Source organism: Sphingomonas oleivorans, assembly GCF_003050615.1.
GTDB lineage: Bacteria > Pseudomonadota > Alphaproteobacteria > Sphingomonadales > Sphingomonadaceae > Sphingomonas_H > Sphingomonas_H oleivorans.
Map to the genome: position 1 here is coordinate 612,073 of NZ_NWBU01000010.1, position 18,164 is coordinate 630,236.

The following is an 18,164-nucleotide window of genomic DNA, read 5'->3' on the forward strand; positions in this document are numbered from 1 at the left end:
GCCCGTGACGGGAGGCGGCGGAGGGCTTATCTCAGGGCCATGCTCGTCGACAGTCATTGCCATCTGAACTATGCCGGCCTCGTCGAGGATCAGGCATCCGTCCTCGCCCGCGCGCGCGCCTCGGGCGTTACCACCATGCTCAACATATCGACGCGCGAGCGGGAATGGGGCGATGTGATCGCCACCGCCGAGCGCGAGCCGGACGTGTGGGCTACGGTTGGCATCCATCCACATGAAGCCGATGCCCATCCCGAGGTGGATATGGCGCGCCTCGTCGCCGCTGCTTCGCATCCGCGCGTGATCGGCATCGGCGAGACGGGGCTCGATTATTATTATGACCATAGCGACAGGGAACGGCAGCAGGCGAGCTTCCGCGCCCATATCGCCGCCGCGCGCGAGACGGGGCTGCCGCTGATCGTCCATACCCGCGAGGCGGAGGAAGACACGGCCGCTATCCTACGGGAAGAAATGGAAAAGGGCCACTATAAGGGCGTCATCCACTGCTTCACCGCCAGCGCCGATTTCGCCGAAAAAGCGCTGGAGCTGGGCTTCTATATCTCCATTTCCGGCATCGTCACCTTCAAGAATGCCCGGGACCTTCAGGCCACCGCCGCGACGCTGCCAAGCGACAGGCTGCTGATCGAAACGGACGCGCCCTTCCTCGCGCCCGTGCCGCATCGGGGCAAAAGCTGCGAGCCTGCCTTCGTCGCGGATACGGCGCGTTTCCTGAGCGGGCTGCGCGGCCAGACGAGTGAAGAATTGGCAGCAGAAACGGCTTCCAACTTCTTCAATCTCTTCGATAAGGCGCGCGCGTGAAGGTTCGTATCCTCGGTTGCGGCACATCCTCCGGCGTGCCCCGGATCGGCGGCGACTGGGGCGATTGCGATCCCGCCGAGCCGCGCAACCGGCGGCTGCGCGCCTCGATCCTGGTCGAGACGGACGCGACGCGTATCCTGGTCGACACCACGCCCGACATGCGCGAGCAACTGCTGAGCGCAGGCGTCGGCGCGCTCGATGCGGTGATCTGGACGCATGAACATGCCGACCATTGTCATGGGCTCGATGATCTGCGGCAAATCTACCATGTCCGGGGTGCTCCGGTGCCCGGCTATGCGCGCGGGACCACCGCGACCGAGTTGAAGGATCGCTTCGCCTATGCCTTTGACGGGCGCTTCGGCTATCCGCCTACGGCCGATCTCCATCCGCTGCAGGACGAGATGATGATCGGGGATGTGAAGGTCCGCTGCGTCGATCAGCCGCATGGCCAGATCACATCGGCCGGACTGCGCTTCGAACAGGGCGGCACATCGATCGCCTATTCTACCGATTTCAACAGGATGACGGATGAAATGGCCGCGCTGTTCGAAGGCGTGGACTTGTGGATCGTCGATGCGCTGCGCCGCCGTCCGCATCCGACGCACGCGCATCTCGCGGACACGCTGGGCTGGATTGCCGCGCTGAAGCCGCGCCGGGCGCTCCTGACCCATATGGACCAGTCGATGGACTATGCGAGCTTGTGCCGCGAGCTGCCGGCCGGGGTGGAGCCGGCCCATGACGGCATGGAGATCATCCCGTGATGACGGGTGGTGACGGCCTTTCGGTCGTCATGATCATGTTGATGCTGGTGCTGGTCGTGAGCGCGCTCGCCGCGCGTCGGCTGCCACCGGCGACATTCGTGAAGATGGCGCTGGGCTGGCTGGCGATCTTCATGGCGGGTTTCCTGATCTATGCCTATCGCCATGAATTCGCAGGCTTGGGGGACCGCTTGCGCGGTGCGCTCTATCCCGAAACGCCCGTAGCACAGGGTGGCGAGCTGCGCATTCCGATGGCGAGCGACGGCCATTTCTGGGTGCGCGCGAACGTCAACGGCACGGAGCTGCGCTTTCTGATCGACAGCGGGGCGACCATGACGGCCCTGTCGGTGGATGGTGCGCGATCGGCGGGGATCGACATAGATCATGGCGGCTTTCCGGTGGCCGTGAACACCGCCAATGGCCTAATCTATGCCCGGCGCCTTAGGATAGATCGGCTCGAGCTCGCCAATGTCGTGCGTCAGGATCTCGGCGCGATCAGCGCTCCCGAATTCGGGGATACGAATGTGCTCGGCATGAACTTCCTGTCCAGCTTGCAAGGCTGGGGCGTCGAGCAGGGAACGCTGATCCTGCGCCCCTAAAGTCCGTTAACTTATAAGGGATGTGTCGCGGAGCCGAGCCATCATCCCGACAATGGCCGGGATGATGGCTCGATCATGGGTCAGGCCGCGTCGCGTTCGCGCTCGCGCATTTCCTGGTTGAGCATTTCCGCGAGCAGGAAGGCCAGCTCGATCGACTGGCCGGCATTGAGGCGCGGATCGCAATGGGTGTGGTAACGGTCCGCCAGCGACTGTTCGGACAACGCCATCGCGCCGCCAGTGCATTCGGTGACGTTCTGGCCGGTCATTTCGGCATGGATGCCGCCGCCATGCGTGCCTTCCGCACGGTGCACTGCGAAGAAGCCGCGTACTTCCGCCAGGATGCGTTCGAACGGACGTGTCTTGTAGCCATTGGCGGCCTTGACGACATTGCCGTGCATCGGATCGCAGGACCAGACGACCGGGCGCCCCTCGTGCTTCACCGCGCGGACGAGCGTCGGCAGATGCTTCTCGATCTTGTCATGCCCATAGCGGGTGATGAGCGTGATGCGGCCCGGCTCGCGCGCCGGATCGAGCGTGTCGAGCATACGCAGCAGCACGTCCGGCTCCAGGCTCGGCCCGCATTTGATGCCGATCGGATTGCGCACGCCGCGCAGATATTCGACATGCGCCGAGCCCTCGAAGCGGGTGCGATCCCCAATCCAGATGAAATGGGCCGAGGTGTCGTACCAGTCGCCGGTCAGCGAATCCTGCCGGGTCAACGCCTGCTCATATTGCAGGAGCAGCGCCTCATGGCTGGTGTAGAAGCGGGTCGAACGGAGCTGGGGTACCGTTTCGGGGCTGATCCCGCAGGCGGCCATGAAATCGAGCGCCTCGCTGATGCGATCGGCAAGCGCCTGATATTGCGCGGCCCAGGGGCTGCGGCCCATGAAATCGAGCGTCCAGGCATGGACCTGCTGGAGATTGGCATAGCCGCCCTGCGCGAAGGCGCGAAGCAGGTTGAGCGTCGCCGCCGACTGGCTGTAGGCGCGGATCATCCGCTGCGGATCGGGCGCACGCGAAGCCGGATCGAAGGCGATGTCGTTGATGATGTCGCCGCGATAGCTGGGCAGCGACAGGCCGCCCAGTTCCTCATTATTCGCCGAGCGCGGCTTCGCGAACTGCCCCGCCATGCGGCCGAGCTTCACGATCGGAAGCTTGGAGGCATAGGTCAGCACCACCGCCATCTGAAGGATGACGCGGAAGGTGTCGCGGATATTGTTGGGATGAAATTCGGCGAAGGATTCCGCGCAGTCGCCGCCCTGGAGCAGGAAGGCCTTGCCCGCCGCGACCTGGGCGAGCTCCGCCGTCAGGTCGCGCGCCTCGCCGGCGAAGACCAGCGGCGGATAGCTCGAAAGCTCGCGTTCGGCGCGTGCCAGCGCATCCGCATCGGGATATTCGGGCAGCTGCCGCGCTTCGTGGTTGCGCCAGCTGTCGGGCGTCCAGTCCGTGGCCATCTTACGTCTTCTTTCTCGCTTTCTAAGGCGTTGCGCCCTAGACGAATCATGCCCTCCTGTCACGCCTCCGGGCCAGATGATGTTCTTCGATCGCTGATATAATTCTTTCCGATGAGTGACCATCGCCATGAGGGAAGGCGGGCCTCGGCCATGACCGCGTGGGTGAGTGTTCGCTGCCGCTCCATATCGTCGCAGGACGAGCGTGGAAGGCCGAGTAGACCAGCCATCTCAGGATGGGACAGAGACTCAATCCACCAATAGGGGGCGCCATTCCCAGCGGAGCGGATCGCCGTCCATGATCTCGATGCCCTGGGCGAGCAGCCGATCCCGGATCGCGTCCGACGCGGCAAAGTCCTTGGCGGCGCGTGCAGCCTTGCGCTCCTCGAGCTGCGCTTCGACGTCCTCATCCGTCATCGACGCGGATTGCGGACGCAGGCTGAGCGCGCGGCGATCGACGTCGATCAGGTCGAGGCCGAGAACCAGGTCCATCGCGGCGACGAGGCGGAGACGCTCCTCGGCGCCGAGCTTCTTGAGTCCGATCGCGGTTTCGAGCAGCGGGAGCGCTGCGGGCAGATTGAGATCGCTCGAAATCGCCGCGTCGAATTCGGCGAGCAGTTTCTGGCCCTGATCGGACAAACCCTCCTCGATCGCCGCGCGCTGATAGGCGAGCGAGGCGCCGCGTGTATCCTTCGCCTCATGGGCGACGCGCAGCCATGCCGGGTCGCCTGCCTTTTCGCGCAACTGGGCGACCGCGATCACCAGCCGCTTGAGCCGGGTGAGCGCGGCCGCGATGCTGTCGGCGGAAAATTCCAGCTCGTTGCGATAATGGGCCGAAAGGCAGAGCAGCCGGTAGGCGAGGGGATGCACGCCGCGATCGACGAGCGACTGGAGCGTCGCAAAATCGCCCTTCGACTTGGACATCTTGCCCGTACGGTCGATCAGGAAATTATTGTGCATCCAGAAGTTTGCACCGCTCCTTTCGGAGCCGGTGAAAGCCTGATTCTGGGCGATTTCGTTGCAATGGTGGATCTCGCGATGATCGATCCCGCCGGTATGGATGTCGAACTGGGTGCCGAGATATTTGATGCTCATCACCGAGCATTCGAGATGCCAGCCCGGCGCGCCGGCGCCCCAGGGCGACTGCCATTCCATCTGGCGCCGCTCGCCGGGTGCGGAACGGCGCCACACCGCGAAATCCGCCGCATGACGCTTGCCCTCGACCGTGTCGATCCGGCCGACTTCCGGCCCCTCGCCGGCCGCGCGCGCGAGGCGGCCATAGCCCGGCACTTTGGACGTGTCGAAATAAAGGCCGCCGTCCAGCTCATAGGTGGCGCCCGAAGCCTCGATGCGGCGGGCGAAGGCGATCATGTCCTGAATATGATCGGTCGCGACGCTCCACAATGTGGGGTGCAATATGTTGAGCTGGGCCAGATCGCGCTTGAAGGCGTCGGTGTAGAAGGCAGCCACGTCCCAGATGGTGCGGCCGGTGCGCCGGGCGGCGGCCTCCATCTTGTCGTCGCCCTCGTCGGCATCCGAAGTGAGATGACCGACATCGGTGATGTTGATGACATGGTTCACCGGCCAGCCCTTCCAGTTGAGGATACGGCGAAGGCTGTCGGTGAAGATATAGGCGCGCAGATTTCCGAGGTGCGCGAAATGATAGACGGTGGGGCCGCAGCTATAGATCCGCACCATTTCCGGATCCAGGGGCACGAAATCGCGCGCGGCGCGCGCCATGCTGTCGAAAAGCTGGAGAGGCGCGCCGGGGCTGGGCATGGCTTGGAAATCTCTTTCGTCGAGCGGCCGGTAGGCGGGGGCGTCTATCGCATGGCGGCACGCTCTGCCAAGCGTTCAAAAGAAAACGGGCGCCCCATGAGGGGCGCCCGTTCCTATCTCGATGCCGCACCCGAAGGATGCGATCGACCGATTACAGCGCGTTGCCGGCCTCGTTCGAGACGGCTTCGAGCGCTTCGTTCGCCGTGACGTTGTCAGCGGCTTCCTCGAGCACGTCGGCCTGATTCTCCAGGGCCTCGGCAGCGTTCTCGACCGCGTTCTCGGTCGGGGTGGGCTTTTCGCAAGCGGCCAGAGACATCAGGCCGGCAGCGGCGAGAACAAAGCTAAGCTTCTTCATTCGAGCAGCTCCATAGTCCATTACGGGCCCGGCCCGAATGCCGTCCCAGCCGCTCCCATAACGCACCCCTAACAACCGTCAACGGTGAAATTGACGCAGGCGGGACACGGGCCGCCGATTTCCGCTGCATCGCACAAGCCATTTCCGCAACTTTTCCCACCATCGCGCATTGCCCCTTCAATGCGGACCGGAAGGCAAGACATTGGCAAATCGGGCCCGAAGCCAGACCGGATACCGCGGCGAGAGGAAGCAGGAGAATGGCGGCAAGACGCACGGGCGGGAGCATAAAGAAAATTGCGATGATCGGTAATAGCCCGCCCCGATTGTGCGGCATTGCTACCTTTACGGCCGACGTCCGTGCCGCCCTGATCACGGCCTATCCCGATCTTGCCGTCGATATCTATGCGATGAACGACTCCGGGAAACATTATGAATATGGGCCCGAAGTCGTCTGCACCATCGGCCAGGAAGAGCTTGGCGACTATCATCTCGCGGCGCAGCGCATCAACGAAAGCGGCGCGGACGTGCTGCTCGTGCAGCATGAATATGGCATATTCGGCGGCCAGGCCGGCGCGTTGCTGCCCAGGCTGCTGAACCGGGTAGAAGCGCCTGTCGTGGTTGTGCTCCACACCGTCCTGGGACATCCCGATGCTGACCAGCGCGCGGTGATCGAGGCGCTGGTGCGCCGGGCCGACAAGCTGATCGTGATGGCCGAGAAGGGCCGCGACATATTGGAACGCGTCCATGGCGTGGCGCGCAGCCAGATCGAGATCGTGCCACATGGCGCGCCCGACCGGCCATTCACCGGCACGGAGGAGATGAAGCGGCGCTTCGGATTCGAGGGGCGTCGCATATTGCTGACCTTCGGGCTGCTTTCGCCCGGCAAGGGCATAGAGACGATGATCCGGGCGATGCCGGCCATCGCCGCGGCGCATCCCGACGTGCTCTATGTGGTCCTGGGGGCTACCCATCCGCATCTCGTCGCGCGTGAGGGCGAAATCTATCGCGAAAGCCTGGCCGCACTTGCCCAAGAGATAGGCGTGGCAGCGAATGTGCGCTTCATCGACAGATTCGTGGAGCAAGAGCTGCTACTCGACTATCTGGGCGCAGCCGACATCTATGTGACGCCTTATCCCAACGAGGCGCAGATCGTCTCGGGCACGCTTTCCTATGCGGTGGCGCTCGGCAAGGCGGTGGTTTCCACGCCCTATTGGCATGCGGTGGAGCTGCTGGCGGACGATGTCGGTATATTGGCCCCGTTCGGCGCGAGCGAGGGATTCGCTGCCGCAATCAACGGCCTGCTCGATGCGCCGGAACGGCTGGAAAGGCTGGGCCGTCGCGCCTGGGACAAGGGACGCGCCACGACCTGGGAAAAGCTCGCCCAGGCCTATCTGGCGGTGTGCGGCCGGGCGATCGCAAAGAAGCCGATGCGGCTCGCACGTGTTCCGAAGGAGGTCCCCGAGGCGGTCCTTCCCAGCCTCGATGCGGTGGAGCGGCTGACCGACGGATGCGGCATGATCCAGCATTCGGTCTTCCACGTGCCCGATCGCAATCATGGCTATTGCGTGGACGATAATTGCCGTGCCCTGATGCTGATGCACCGTTTCGACGGGCCGGATGCCGAGCGTGCCGACCGGCTTGCCCTAACCTATGCCGCCTTCGTCCAGCATGCCTGGAATGGCGAACGGGGCCGGTTTCGCAACTTCATGGCCTTCGATCGCACCTGGCTGGAGCCGGAAGGATCCGAGGATAGTTTCGGCCGTTCGCTCTGGTCGATCGGTGCCACCGTAGGCGAGGCGCGGGCACAGGATCTGCGCCGCTGGGCGCTCCATCTTTTCGATCAGGTAGCACCGCAATCACTGGCACTGGGGAGCCCGCGCACCTGGGCCTTTGCCCTGCTCGGCGCGGAAGCGGTGCTTTCGACTCACCCGGGCCATGCGGTGGCCCGTACGATGATCGCCGAGTTCGGCGTCCGGCTGCGCGCGCAGCTCGCCAAATGGCGACGGGGGGACTGGAACTGGTTCGAGCCGGTGCTGGCCTATGACAATGCGCGCATGCCGGAGGCGCTGATCAGGGCGGGTATGCGGCTGGGCGATTCGGCGATGCTCGCGGACGGGCTGGCCGCGTTCGACTGGCTGGACCGGATCCAGACCAACAATGCCGGCCATTTCCGCGCGGTCGGCACGGACAGCTTCGGCCGCGCCTATCATCCGCCGTTGCCGTGCGACCAGCAGCCGCTGGAGGCCTGGGCGACGATCGATGCCGCGATCTGCGCGCTCGAAGCGACGGGAGACGAACGCTGGCGAGACAGCGCATGGCGTGCCTATGGCTGGTATCTGGGCGATAATGATCTCTGTCTGCCGATCGCCTCGCAGGGTGATGGGGGCTGTTTCGACGGGTTGATGAGTGACCGCGTGAACCTTAATCAGGGCGCCGAGTCGGTGCTCGCCTTTCAGTTCGCCTGCTGCGCCATGAAGCGGCTGGCATCGGAGGCCGGCATTACATTGTCGGCGCGGATCGGCGGCGGGATGAAAGCATCCTGATCCGCCTTCCGTCGCCTGGAGGGGGATGGGCGCGCTTGTTCGACGTTATCCACTGCCCTTTGCGGTTGCAGGCGGATCCGGCTCGCGTCGTCGTGCGCCCGTTTCATATCGCAATCGAAGCCGCATCCGGGCGGCCGGGCCGCGTGCGGCGCATCGTCGATGCAGTGCTGGCGATGAACGGGGAGGAAGCGGAAGCCGAGCTGGATCTGGTGCTGCGCGACTTCGAGGCACGGCACTGGCAGACGCGCAACGTCTTCCGCAGCCGTTACGTCACGATCGAAAATGCGCTGAGGCTCGACGGCGCGACCATCTCGGAGGTGCACAAGCAGCTGATCGGGGCCTATTTCTGCCACGAATATAGCTATGCCGCGGCGGCGCTGATGAATCCCAGCATCATCGCCCATCCCGATCAGAGCGGCCTTTCCGAAGGCGCGGTGCGCATCGCCATGTCTTTGCGGGCGGTGGGCGAGGGGCATATCTCCTCGGTCGCGTTCCGCGAAGGCATTCTTGGCCCCGGCCCGCTGTTCGAGCTGATGCCCGAGCCGCCCTTCGCGACCGCGGCGGACAGCGCGGCGGAGCTGGAGAATGGCGCGATCGAGGTGCACCGCAACCGCGACAGCTCGCTTTCGGGCACCGTGCTGTTCCCGATGACGGCTGCGCAGCGCAACGGGCTGGAGGATCTCCGTCTCGTCCAGTTCGCCCATGAGGACGGGACGCGGGAATGGATCGGCACCTACACCGCCTATAATGGCGCGACGGTCCGTTCGGAGCTTTTGCGCACCCATGATTTCCGCAGCTTCGTGCTCGCGCCGATGGCGGGGCCCGCCGCGCGCAACAAGGGCATGGCGCTGTTCCCGCGCAAGATAGACGGCCAATATCTGATGATCGGCCGGCAAGATGGCGAAAATGTCTTCCTGATCCGATCGAATCGGCTCGACCATTGGGGCGAGGGCGAGCTTCTGCTGACGCCAAAATATCCGTGGGAAATGGTGCAGCTCGGCAATTGCGGATCGCCCATCGAGCTGGATGAAGGCTGGCTGCTGCTGACCCACGGCGTGGGCGCGATGCGCAAATATTCGATCGGCGCAGTGCTGCTCGACAAGGAAGACCCGTCCAAGGTGATCGGCCGGATGACGCAGCCGCTGCTCTCCGCGGCGGACGAGGATCGCGAAGGCTATGTGCCCAACGTCGTCTATACCTGCGGCGCGCTGAAACAGGACGATCTGCTGTTCGTGCCTTATGGCGTCGCGGATAGCTCGGTCGCCTTCGTCTTCGTGCCGATCCCGGAACTGCTCGCCTCGATGCGATGAGCCTTGCCCTCTCCCCCGAGGAGGAGAGGGCGGAGGATCGGGTCAGCCTTCGGGCTGGACGGTCACGGGGCCGAGATCGGTCGTGTCGTTGGCGAGGACCGACAGCATCGTCGCATAGGCCGCGACATTCTGGCGAAGCTGCGCGGGATCGATCTTGTCGAGCGTGTCGTCGGGCGTGTGGTGCAGATCGAAATAGCGGCTGCCGTCCTGATTGAGCGCGATCACCGGAACACCCGTGGCGGCAAGCGGGCCGATATCCGATCCGCCATGCGCCTCATTGCCGCCGAGGCCGATGCCGAGCGGCTGGAGCCGGGTTGCAAGCGTCGCCACGAGCGGAAGCGCCGCCGGCGCCACCTTGCTTTCGATCTTCCAGATGCGATCGGCGCCGAAATCGGATTCGGCAAGCAGCGCGTGCTTCTCGCTCTTGTGACGATCGCGATAGGCGAAGCCACCGAACAGCCCCACTTCCTCCGCGCCGAACCAGACGACGCGGATCGTGCGCAGCGGCCGGCCGGCATCCATTACCTGCTTGGCGGCGGCGGCGACGATACCGCAGCCGGCCGCATCGTCGATCGCGCCGGTGCCCAGATCCCAACTGTCGAGATGGCAGCCGACCAGCGCGATCCCCGCCTTGGGATCGCGGCCGGGCACCTCGGCAATGACATTGCCCGACTGGCGCGTGCCGATATTCTTCGGCGTTAGCACCAGCTTCATGGTGACGGGCTTGCCTCGCTTGAGGATACGCTGGAGCTGCTCGGCATCGGGCACGGAAAGGGCGGCGGCGGGGATGGGCGTGGTGCCTTCGGCCCACATCTGGACGCCGGTATGCGGATTGCGATGATGATCGGTGCCGATCGAGCGGATGACGATCGCCGCGGCGCCCTTGCGGCTCGCGATCGAGGGCCCCTGGCGGCGGACGATGCCGAACGCGCCGTAGCTCGACCCGTCCTGAGTGGAATTCATCGCATGGGTAACGAACACGATCTTGCCGCGGACCGACGCATCGGGTGCGGCCTTCAGCGCCTCTATGCCGTCAAATCCGATCACCTCCGCCGTGATGCCGGCGTCCGGCGTGGCGGCACTGTTGCCCAGCGCGGCGAGGACGAGCTTCTGCGGGAAGGGCGAGACGATCTCTGCGCTTTCCGCGCCACGCACCCAGACGGGCATGTCGAACGGCTCGACGCGGACATTGGCGAAGCCGAGCGACTTCAGCTTCGCGGTCGCCCAATCGCGGGCACGCGCCTCCGCCTCGGTGCCAGCCAGGCGCTGGCCGACCTCGGTGGTCAGGCCCTCGGTGATGTCCCAGGCGACATCGTCCTGCAGCGCGGCGTCGCGTATCTCGGCGGTCTGGCCTGTGGCGATGGTGGAGGTGGAGAGGAAGGCGGCGAGGAGGATCATCTTCTTCATGGGTGGATTCTTTAGGCGGCGCTCCCCATGTTTGCCAAGATGGGCCCGCTCGGCTAGTGCGGCGCCAGTTTCCAGCAGCATATCGACACGTGGAGTCCACAGCCGATGGCCGTGCAATATAGTTTTGTGATGAAGGGTCTGACCAAGACCTTCCCGGGCGCGCCCAAGCCCGTTCTCAACAACATCCATCTTCAGTTCCTGCCGGGCACCAAGATCGCGATCATCGGCGTGAACGGCGCCGGCAAGTCGACGCTGATGAAGATCATGGCCGGCTATGATAAGGAATTTTCCGGCGAGGCCTGGGCCGCGGAAGGCATTCGCGTCGGCTATCTGCCGCAGGAGCCCCATCTTGATCCGAACAAGGATGTGAAGGGCAATGTGATGGACGGTGTGCGCGGCGTGGCCGACCTCGTCGATCGCTTCAACGAAATTTCCAATCTGATGGCCGATCCGCCGGAAGATGCGGATTTCGACGCGCTGCTGGCCGAGATGGGCGAGCTTCAGGAGAAGATCGACGCGGTCGACGGCTGGACGCTCGACAATCAGCTCGAAATCGCGATGGAAGCGCTGCGCTGCCCGCCGGGCGATGCGGACGTGACCAAGCTGTCGGGCGGCGAGCGCCGCCGCGTGGCGCTATGCAAGCTGCTGCTCGAAAAGCCCGAAATCCTGCTGCTCGACGAGCCGACCAACCATCTCGACGCGGAGAGCGTCGCCTGGCTCGAAAATCATCTGAAGGAATATGCGGGCAACGTCATCCTCGTGACGCACGACCGCTATTTCCTCGATAATGTCGTCGGCTGGGTGCTCGAGATCGATCGCGGCCGGGGCATCCCCTTCGAGGGCAACTACTCCGCCTGGCTGGACGCGAAGGCGAAGCGGCTCGAGCAGGAAGAGCGCGAGGAGGAAGGCCGGCAGAAGGCGATCCAGCAGGAGCTGCAATGGATCCGCCAGAGCCCCAAGGCGCGCCAGACCAAGTCCAAGGCGCGCATCAAGGCGTTTGACGAGCTGGTCGAGAAGCAGAATGACCGTCGCCCCGGCGCAGCGCAGATCCTGATCCAGATCCCCGAACGGCTGGGCGGAAATGTGATCGAGGCCAAGGGGCTGACGAAGAGCTTCGGCGACAAGCTGCTGTTCGAGGATCTGAACTTCAACCTGCCGCCGGGCGGTATCGTCGGCGTGATCGGGCCCAACGGCGCGGGCAAGACGACGCTGTTCAAGCTCATCACCGGCCAGGAGCAGCCGGATGCGGGCGAGATCAAGGTCGGCACGACCGTCAGGCTCGGCTATGTCGACCAGAGCCGCGACCATCTCGATCCCAACAAGAATGTGTGGGAGGAAGTGTCCGACGGGCTCGATCGCTTCACCTTCGGCAAGCATGACGTGTCGACCCGCGCCTATGTCGGCGCGTTCAACTTCAAGGGATCGGACCAGCAGAAGAAGGTCGGCCAGCTTTCGGGCGGCGAGCGCAACCGCGTCCATATGGCCAAGATGCTGAAGGAGGGCGGCAACGTCCTGCTGCTCGACGAGCCGACCAACGACCTCGATGTCGAGACGCTGCGCGCGCTCGAGGAGGCGCTGGAGAATTTCGCGGGCTGCGCGGTCGTCATCAGCCACGACCGCTTCTTCCTCGATCGCCTCGCCACGCACATATTGGCGTTCGAGGGCGACAGCCATGTCGAATGGTTCGAGGGCAATTTCCAGGCCTATGAGGAAGATAAGCGTCGCCGCATGGGCGATGCGGCGGACCGGCCGACGCGGCTCGCCTATAAGAAGCTGACCCGCTGACCTTTTGGCGCCGGGGCCGGCCTCGTTCCGGCTCCGGCATCTGCCGGGACAGTGTCAGGCCGGCACTATTTTCGGTTTCCGGCTGATCTTCAGCTCGCTGACGATCACGCCCCCGATGATGAGCGCCGCGCCGATGAGCGCGATGCCCGGCAGCCTTTCACCCGCGACACGGCCGATCAGGCCAGCCCAGATGGGCTCGCCGGCATAGATCAGCGTCGCGCGGCTGGGCGCGACGCTGCGCTGGCCCCAGTTCATCGCCACCTGGATGAGCGCGCTCGCCACGCCGAGCCCGCCGGTGGTAAGGAACAGCGGAGCACTGAGCGAGGGCACGCGCTCTCCAAAGACCGGCATCAGTGCGAAGCAGCCGATCGACACCGTTCCGAGCTGGATCAGCGCGGCACGGCGCGTGTCGATCCGGTCGGCGAAGAGGCCAATCAGCACGATCTGCGCCGCGGCGGCGACCGCGCAGAGCAGGGTGAAGGTCTCGCCTACGCCCAGGCGGAGCGCGACGACCTGCTCGGGGCCGGCCAGCAGGATCAGGCCGATAAAGGCCATGACGATCCCGATCCACACCATCCGGCGTGGCATGCGCTGCAGGAAGAACAGCTCCATCAGCGGCACGAGCGGCACGTAAAGCGCGGTGATGAAGGCGGACTTGCTGCTCGGGATCGTCAACAGCCCCGCTGCCTGGAAGCCGAAGACGGCGACCATCACCAGCCCGATTGACAGCGATGCGCCGAGTTCCAGACGCGTGAAGCCCGCGCGGATCGACCGGGTCGACACGGCCGCGAGCACCAATGTCGCGGTCGCGAAGCGCAGGCCGACGAAGAAGAAGGGGCCGGAGTGAGTCAGGCCGATCTGGGTGACGTAAAAGGTGAAGCCCCAGATGATGGTGATGCCGACAAGGACGAGCTCGGGCAGGAGACGCCGGGCCTGGCCGGCTTCAGGTTCGGGGATCAAGCGGACGTGACCACGGAAAAATGGCCGGTCGCTTCATCCAGCACATGGAGGAGGCCGTCGGCGATCGCGAAATAGGCGCCGCGCAGGCGGAGCTTGCCTGCCGCCTCGCGCGCCGGAATGAAGGGAAAGCTGCGCAGATTGGCGAGGCTGACCTTCACCGCCTCCAGCTCCAGCGCATGGATCGCCTCCGGCCCATGGCCATGCTTCGCCTCGACCCGGTCGCGCGCTTCGTCGAGCAGGCTGATCCAATCGGCGATGAAGCCGCCTTCGCCGGGGGGCGCATCGTGAAATTTGCGAGCCAGCGCGGCATGCACGCCGCCGCATGCGCCATGCCCCATGACGAGAATTTCCGTCACTTCGAGCTGGTTCACCGCAAATTCGAGCGCCGCCGACACGCCATGATGGCCGCCGCCCGTTTCGAACGGCGGGACGAGATTGGCGACATTGCGTACGACGAAAATCTCCCCAGGGGAAACATCGAATATCTCGCTGGGATCGACGCGGCTGTCGGAACAGGCGATCACCATCACGCGCGGGCTCTGTCCCGTGGCAAGCTCCGCCCAGCGCGCGCGTTCCCGCGCCCATTGGCCGTTGCGGAAGCGGCGATAGCCGGCGAGGAGTCCCTCGAAATCGCTGCTGATGTCGGTCATGACGCCCCCGCTACTCTTGCTTCAGGCCACCCGGCGGCCCCGCCGCGCCCTAGCGGGGCCGGGGAAGGGCTGGCAAGAGCCGGCCCGTATCGCTATTTGTCCCGGCATGACCGAACCGCTCGCCCCCGCGCCCGCCGCCCGTCCGCGCAAGCCCGACTGGATCCGGGTGAAAGCCCCCACCAGCACCGGCTTTGCCGAGACGCGCCAGCTCATGCGGCGACTGAACCTCGCCACCGTGTGCGAGGAGGCGGCCTGCCCGAATATCGGCGAATGCTGGACGAAGAAACATGCCACGGTGATGATCCTGGGCGACGTCTGCACGCGGGCCTGCGCCTTCTGCAACGTCAAGACGGGCATGCCGCGCGCGGTCGATCCGCTTGAGCCCCAGCATGTTGCGGATGCGGCCGCCGAGTTGGGCCTGGAACATATCGTCGTCACCTCAGTCGATCGCGACGACCTGAAGGATGGCGGCGCATCGCAGTTCGTGAAGGTGATCGAGGCGCTGCGGCGGACGACGCCCAAGACCACGATCGAAATCCTCACCCCCGATTTCCGCAACAAGGCGGATGCGGCGGTGGAGGCGATCGTCGCGGCGCGGCCGGATGTCTACAACCATAATCTGGAAACCGTGCCGAGGCTTTATCCGACGATCCGGCCGGGCGCGCGCTATTATGCGTCGCTGCGCCTGCTGGAGAGCGTGAAAAAGCTCGATCCGTCCATCTTCACCAAATCCGGCGTGATGGTCGGGCTGGGCGAGGAGCGACTCGAAATCCATCAGGTGATGGACGATATGCGCTCCGCCAACATCGATTTCCTGACGATCGGCCAATATCTCCAGCCGACGCCGAAACATGCCAAAGTGGCGGAATTCGTGACGCCCAAGGCGTTCGAGGCCTATGCCGCGATTGCGCGTGCCAAGGGCTTCCTGCTGGTCGCATCGAGCCCGCTTACCCGATCAAGCTATCATGCCGGCGACGATTTCGCGAAACTGCGCGCGGCCCGGGAAGCGCAACTGGCGAAGGCCAGGCCAATTGCCTAGACATATCGAGACCCGCCATCTTCCCTACACGCCGGAGCAGATGTTCGATCTGGTCGCGGATGTGCCGCGTTACCCGGAATTCCTGCCTTGGGTGGCGGCGGTAAGGGTGAAATCGGACAGGCCGCACGAGATGGTCGCGGATCTGGTCGTGGGCTTCAAGGCGATCCGCGAGAGGTTCACCTCGCGTGTCAGGAAGCATCGGCCGAGACATATCTCCGTCGACTATGTCGAGGGGCCGCTCAAACATCTCCATAATGAATGGAAATTCCGCCCGGACGGGCATGGAGGCACGTTCGTCGACTTCCATGTCGACTTCCAGTTCAAGTCCCGCATCTTCGAAGCGCTGGCCGGGCAGATGTTCGACCGGGCGCTTCGCAAGATGATCGGCGCGTTCGAAAGTCGCGCCGCCGCGCTTTACGGGAAGGAAGTGTCCGGCATCAGTAGCTCGAGCGCCCACAGCGCCGCCTGAAGGCGGACGGCGCCACGGCCGAGATCGCCGAAATTGCGCTGATCGGCGACGATCTCATCGGGATCGGCGCCGCTCAGCGCACGGGCGAAGATGACGGTCCCGACCGGCTTCTTCTCCGATCCGCCCTCGGGCCCGGCGATGCCGGTGATGGCGACGGCAATATCGGCATTGGTCTTGGCGACCGCGCCTCGGGCCATCGCCCAGGCCACCGCGATCGAAACCGCGCCGAACGTGTCGATGATGTCCGGGCTGATGCCCAGAAGCTCGCTCTTCGACTCGTTCGAATAAGTCACGAAACCGGCTTCGAGCACGTCGGACGAGCCGGGGATTTCGGTCAGCGCGGCGGTGACGAGGCCGCCGGTACAACTTTCCGCCAGCGCGACGCGCAGGCCCGCAGCGCGATTGGCCTCGATCACGCGGCGCGCGGCCGCGATCAGTTCCGGCGGAAGGCAATAATTCTGGTCATTCATCTTGTCATACCCGGCTTGCAGACGCGCAATGCGCCCGCGATCCCATCTCCCTTGCGATCCGCGACGGCGGCGGCAAGCGCCACCAGCCGCCCCGTCTCGCGGCCCGACAGCCTGGTCAGCGTCTCCAGCGTCTGGCTGGCCGCGGCGCAATCCTCCGTCTTCACCTTTTCGGCAAGCAAGGTCGCGATCATCGGCCCTGCAAGCTGGCGCGCCAGTTCGGAATTGAAATCGGCCGGCATGGGCTGGCCCATAAACTGGTCGAACAGCTTTTCGAGCGCCTTGCGCGCGACGGGCCATGCCGAAGCCGCATCGGCGCGGTAGCGATCGGCGATCGCAACGGAGGAGGCCGAAAGATAGGCGTTGCCCGGCAGCGTCGGACGGCAGCGTTCGGCCAGCCGCTCGACGAGAGTCGGCAAGGCGAAGGTGACGAGTCCGGCGGCCTCATCATTCGGCATGCAGCGCGATGCCGTCTGGGCGACGGCCGCAGCGGGCAGCGAGGCGGTCAGGAGCGCGGCAAGGATCAGGCGCTTTATCAATCAGTTATCCTCCCTGCGGCAGCCGCACGGTCGCGGCCGCCTGCGCGGCGATCCCCTCCCGCCGGCCGGTGAAGCCCAGCCGTTCGGTAGTGGTCGCCTTGATGCTGATATCTCCCTCCGCCATTTCGAGCAGTTCCGCAATGCGCGAACGAATGGCCGGGCGGTGGGGGCCCACCTTCGGTGCCTCGCACACGATCGTCACGTCGACATGATCGATCACGCCGCCTCTGGCGCGGATGAGATCGCGCGCATGGACCAGGAAGCGCCAGGAGGCAGCGCCTTTCCATTGGGGATCGGATGGCGGGAAATGGGTGCCGATATCCCCGTCGCCGATCGTGCCCAGCAGCGCGTCGGTGAGCGCATGGAGCGCGACATCGGCATCGGAGTGACCGGCGAGGGACTGGCCATGCGGGATCCGGATCCCGCCGAGCCAGACATGATCTCCTTCGGCAAAAGCATGGACATCATAGCCGAGCGCAGTGCGCGAGATCATGGTCGCGCGCAACCGGCGCTCGGCCGCCTCGATATCTTCGGCATAGGTCAGCTTCTCCAGCAGTCGGTCTCCGGTTACGGGCAGGACGGAAAGGCCGGCCGCGCGCGCGATCTGCGCATCGTCGGTGGCCGGCCGCGCGCCGTCCCAGGCGCGATGCGCGGCGAGGATCGCGTGGGTATGGAAGGCCTGCGGCGTCTGGACCCGCACGACCCCGTCGCGCGGAACGATATCGCCCAGCGCCGTATCGGCCTGCGCGAGCGTATCCACCACGGGCAGCACGGGAACGGCGCCGGGCGCCTCGTCCAGCGCGGCGAGCAGCCGATCGATCACGGCGGCGGGAAGGAAGGGGCGGGCGGCATCATGGATCAGCACCCGCTCGCCATCGATCGCCTCTAGGCCGGCGAGCACGGAAAGCCGGCGTTCCGCGCCGCCGATGATCGGGGACGGCAGGCTGCGATCCTCGATCGCTTGGGCATAGAGCGCCTCCTGTCCTTCGCCGATCACGACGCGGACCTCGTCGATCCCGCCATGCGCCATGCAGGCGTCGATGGCGTGCGCGAGCACGGCTCTGCCCGCGACGGAGGCATATTGTTTGGGGATGCCGCCACCGGCGCGTTCACCGCGACCGGCGGCGACGATCAGCGCGGTCGTCTTGCCTTCTGGCTTCATGCGCGCGAGCGTTAGCCTAGGCCGGCCTTGCCCGCCAGCCGCTTTGACGATACAGGCTGTGCCACTTTTTTAGGC

The 18,164-nt window shown here is 65.1% G+C and carries 17 protein-coding genes; 8 read left to right on the top strand and 9 right to left on the bottom strand.

All coding sequences use genetic code 11. The features are described from left to right. Nucleotides 1-39: 39 nt before the first annotated feature. From CLG96_RS14115 to CLG96_RS14125, 3 genes are read left to right on the top strand one after another with little or no spacing between them, the layout of a single operon-like run. Entirely contained in the window at nt 40-816 is a 777-nt protein-coding gene (locus tag CLG96_RS14115) for a TatD family hydrolase (RefSeq protein WP_107968602.1), read from the top strand. Next, nucleotides 813-1,577, top strand: a complete 765-nt coding sequence (locus CLG96_RS14120) for an MBL fold metallo-hydrolase (RefSeq protein ID WP_107968604.1) — start codon at nt 813-815, stop codon at nt 1,575-1,577. Before CLG96_RS14115 ends, CLG96_RS14120 begins: the two co-directional genes overlap by 4 nt. Continuing rightward, nucleotides 1,577-2,173 carry a retropepsin-like aspartic protease family protein gene (locus tag CLG96_RS14125; RefSeq protein WP_107968606.1) on the top strand — a complete coding sequence of 199 codons (597 nt, stop codon included), beginning with the start codon at nt 1,577-1,579 and terminating at the stop codon, nt 2,171-2,173. Before CLG96_RS14120 ends, CLG96_RS14125 begins: the two co-directional genes overlap by 1 nt. Before the next feature lie 80 nt (nt 2,174-2,253). On the opposite strand, the gene CLG96_RS14130 is transcribed toward CLG96_RS14125, so the two are convergent. From CLG96_RS14130 to CLG96_RS14140, 3 genes are all read right to left on the bottom strand, one after another. Beyond that, on the bottom strand, nt 2,254-3,627 hold the full coding sequence (locus CLG96_RS14130; RefSeq protein ID WP_107968607.1) for a class II 3-deoxy-7-phosphoheptulonate synthase: 1,374 nt from the start codon (nt 3,625-3,627) through the stop codon (nt 2,254-2,256). Nucleotides 3,628-3,873: 246 nt separating this feature from the next. Continuing rightward, on the bottom strand, nt 3,874-5,403 hold the full coding sequence (gene cysS, locus CLG96_RS14135) for a cysteine--tRNA ligase (protein WP_107968609.1): 1,530 nt from the start codon (nt 5,401-5,403) through the stop codon (nt 3,874-3,876). 151 nt (nt 5,404-5,554) lie between these two features. Continuing rightward, complete coding sequence (locus CLG96_RS14140) at nt 5,555-5,758, bottom strand: hypothetical protein (protein ID WP_107968611.1); 204 nt, start codon at nt 5,756-5,758, stop codon at nt 5,555-5,557. Nucleotides 5,759-6,057: 299 nt separating this feature from the next. On the opposite strand from CLG96_RS14140, the gene CLG96_RS14145 reads away from it, so the two are divergent. After that, entirely contained in the window at nt 6,058-8,301 is a 2,244-nt protein-coding gene (locus CLG96_RS14145; RefSeq protein ID WP_243395784.1) for a glycosyltransferase family 4 protein, read from the top strand. Between the two features lie 35 nt (nt 8,302-8,336). After that, a complete protein-coding gene (locus CLG96_RS14150) occupies nt 8,337-9,611 on the top strand; it encodes a glycoside hydrolase family 130 protein (RefSeq protein ID WP_107968615.1) in 1,275 nt (424 codons plus the stop codon). A gap of 42 nt (nt 9,612-9,653) precedes the next feature. Here CLG96_RS14150 and CLG96_RS14155 read toward each other — a convergent pair whose 3' ends face one another. Continuing rightward, nucleotides 9,654-11,018: a M28 family peptidase gene (locus CLG96_RS14155; protein ID WP_165799655.1), complete on the bottom strand. Its 1,365-nt coding sequence runs from the start codon at nt 11,016-11,018 to the stop codon at nt 9,654-9,656. A 105-nt stretch (nt 11,019-11,123) separates the two neighbouring features. Between CLG96_RS14155 and ettA the strand changes: the two genes are divergently transcribed. Further along, a complete protein-coding gene (gene ettA, locus CLG96_RS14160) occupies nt 11,124-12,803 on the top strand; it encodes an energy-dependent translational throttle protein EttA (RefSeq protein ID WP_107968617.1) in 1,680 nt (559 codons plus the stop codon). Nucleotides 12,804-12,857: 54 nt separating this feature from the next. On the opposite strand, the gene CLG96_RS14165 is transcribed toward ettA, so the two are convergent. Together CLG96_RS14165 and CLG96_RS14170 are read right to left on the bottom strand one after the other, a co-directional pair. After that, nucleotides 12,858-13,763, bottom strand: a complete 906-nt coding sequence (locus tag CLG96_RS14165; RefSeq protein ID WP_207796695.1) for a DMT family transporter — start codon at nt 13,761-13,763, stop codon at nt 12,858-12,860. Next, nucleotides 13,760-14,413, bottom strand: a complete 654-nt coding sequence (locus CLG96_RS14170) for a carbonic anhydrase (protein ID WP_107968619.1) — start codon at nt 14,411-14,413, stop codon at nt 13,760-13,762. Before CLG96_RS14170 ends, CLG96_RS14165 begins: the two co-directional genes overlap by 4 nt. A gap of 106 nt (nt 14,414-14,519) precedes the next feature. Here CLG96_RS14170 and lipA point away from each other — a divergent pair, with 106 nt between their 5' ends. Together lipA and CLG96_RS14180 are read left to right on the top strand one after the other, a co-directional pair. Beyond that, nucleotides 14,520-15,452 (top strand): lipoyl synthase, encoded by a 933-nt coding sequence (gene lipA / locus CLG96_RS14175; protein WP_107968621.1) that lies wholly within the window; start codon nt 14,520-14,522, stop codon nt 15,450-15,452. Next, complete coding sequence (locus CLG96_RS14180) at nt 15,445-15,921, top strand: type II toxin-antitoxin system RatA family toxin (RefSeq protein ID WP_107968623.1); 477 nt, start codon at nt 15,445-15,447, stop codon at nt 15,919-15,921. Before lipA ends, CLG96_RS14180 begins: the two co-directional genes overlap by 8 nt. Here the strand turns inward: CLG96_RS14180 and CLG96_RS14185 are convergent. From CLG96_RS14185 to CLG96_RS14195, 3 genes are read right to left on the bottom strand one after another with little or no spacing between them, the layout of a single operon-like run. After that, on the bottom strand, nt 15,867-16,391 hold the full coding sequence (locus CLG96_RS14185; RefSeq protein WP_107968625.1) for a CinA family protein: 525 nt from the start codon (nt 16,389-16,391) through the stop codon (nt 15,867-15,869). The genes CLG96_RS14180 and CLG96_RS14185 overlap by 55 nt on opposite strands. Further along, nucleotides 16,388-16,927 (bottom strand): hypothetical protein, encoded by a 540-nt coding sequence (locus tag CLG96_RS14190; protein ID WP_107968627.1) that lies wholly within the window; start codon nt 16,925-16,927, stop codon nt 16,388-16,390. Before CLG96_RS14190 ends, CLG96_RS14185 begins: the two co-directional genes overlap by 4 nt. A 4-nt stretch (nt 16,928-16,931) precedes the next feature. Beyond that, the gene (locus CLG96_RS14195) at nt 16,932-18,089 is read right to left on the bottom strand and encodes a bifunctional 2-C-methyl-D-erythritol 4-phosphate cytidylyltransferase/2-C-methyl-D-erythritol 2,4-cyclodiphosphate synthase (protein WP_107968629.1); all 1,158 of its coding nucleotides are present in this window, start codon (nt 18,087-18,089) and stop codon (nt 16,932-16,934) included. Nucleotides 18,090-18,164: the final 75 nt, after the last annotated feature.

Excerpts from the sequence above, each read along its gene's own strand:
- cysS (WP_107968609.1), bottom strand. The coding sequence starts at position 5,403 with ATGCCCAGCCCCGGCGCGCCTCTCCAGCTTTTCGACAGCATGGCGCGC.
- CLG96_RS14170 (WP_107968619.1), bottom strand. The coding sequence starts at position 14,413 with ATGACCGACATCAGCAGCGATTTCGAGGGACTCCTCGCCGGCTATCGC.
- CLG96_RS14185 (WP_107968625.1), bottom strand. The coding sequence starts at position 16,391 with ATGAATGACCAGAATTATTGCCTTCCGCCGGAACTGATCGCGGCCGCG.
- CLG96_RS14145 (WP_243395784.1), top strand. The coding sequence starts at position 6,058 with ATGATCGGTAATAGCCCGCCCCGATTGTGCGGCATTGCTACCTTTACG.
- CLG96_RS14140 (WP_107968611.1), bottom strand. The coding sequence starts at position 5,758 with ATGAAGAAGCTTAGCTTTGTTCTCGCCGCTGCCGGCCTGATGTCTCTG.
- CLG96_RS14115 (WP_107968602.1), top strand. The coding sequence starts at position 40 with ATGCTCGTCGACAGTCATTGCCATCTGAACTATGCCGGCCTCGTCGAG.
- CLG96_RS14125 (WP_107968606.1), top strand. The coding sequence starts at position 1,577 with ATGACGGGTGGTGACGGCCTTTCGGTCGTCATGATCATGTTGATGCTG.
- lipA (WP_107968621.1), top strand. The coding sequence starts at position 14,520 with ATGACCGAACCGCTCGCCCCCGCGCCCGCCGCCCGTCCGCGCAAGCCC.
- CLG96_RS14155 (WP_165799655.1), bottom strand. The coding sequence starts at position 11,018 with ATGAAGAAGATGATCCTCCTCGCCGCCTTCCTCTCCACCTCCACCATC.
- ettA (WP_107968617.1), top strand. The coding sequence starts at position 11,124 with ATGGCCGTGCAATATAGTTTTGTGATGAAGGGTCTGACCAAGACCTTC.
- CLG96_RS14195 (WP_107968629.1), bottom strand. The coding sequence starts at position 18,089 with ATGAAGCCAGAAGGCAAGACGACCGCGCTGATCGTCGCCGCCGGTCGC.
- CLG96_RS14130 (WP_107968607.1), bottom strand. The coding sequence starts at position 3,627 with ATGGCCACGGACTGGACGCCCGACAGCTGGCGCAACCACGAAGCGCGG.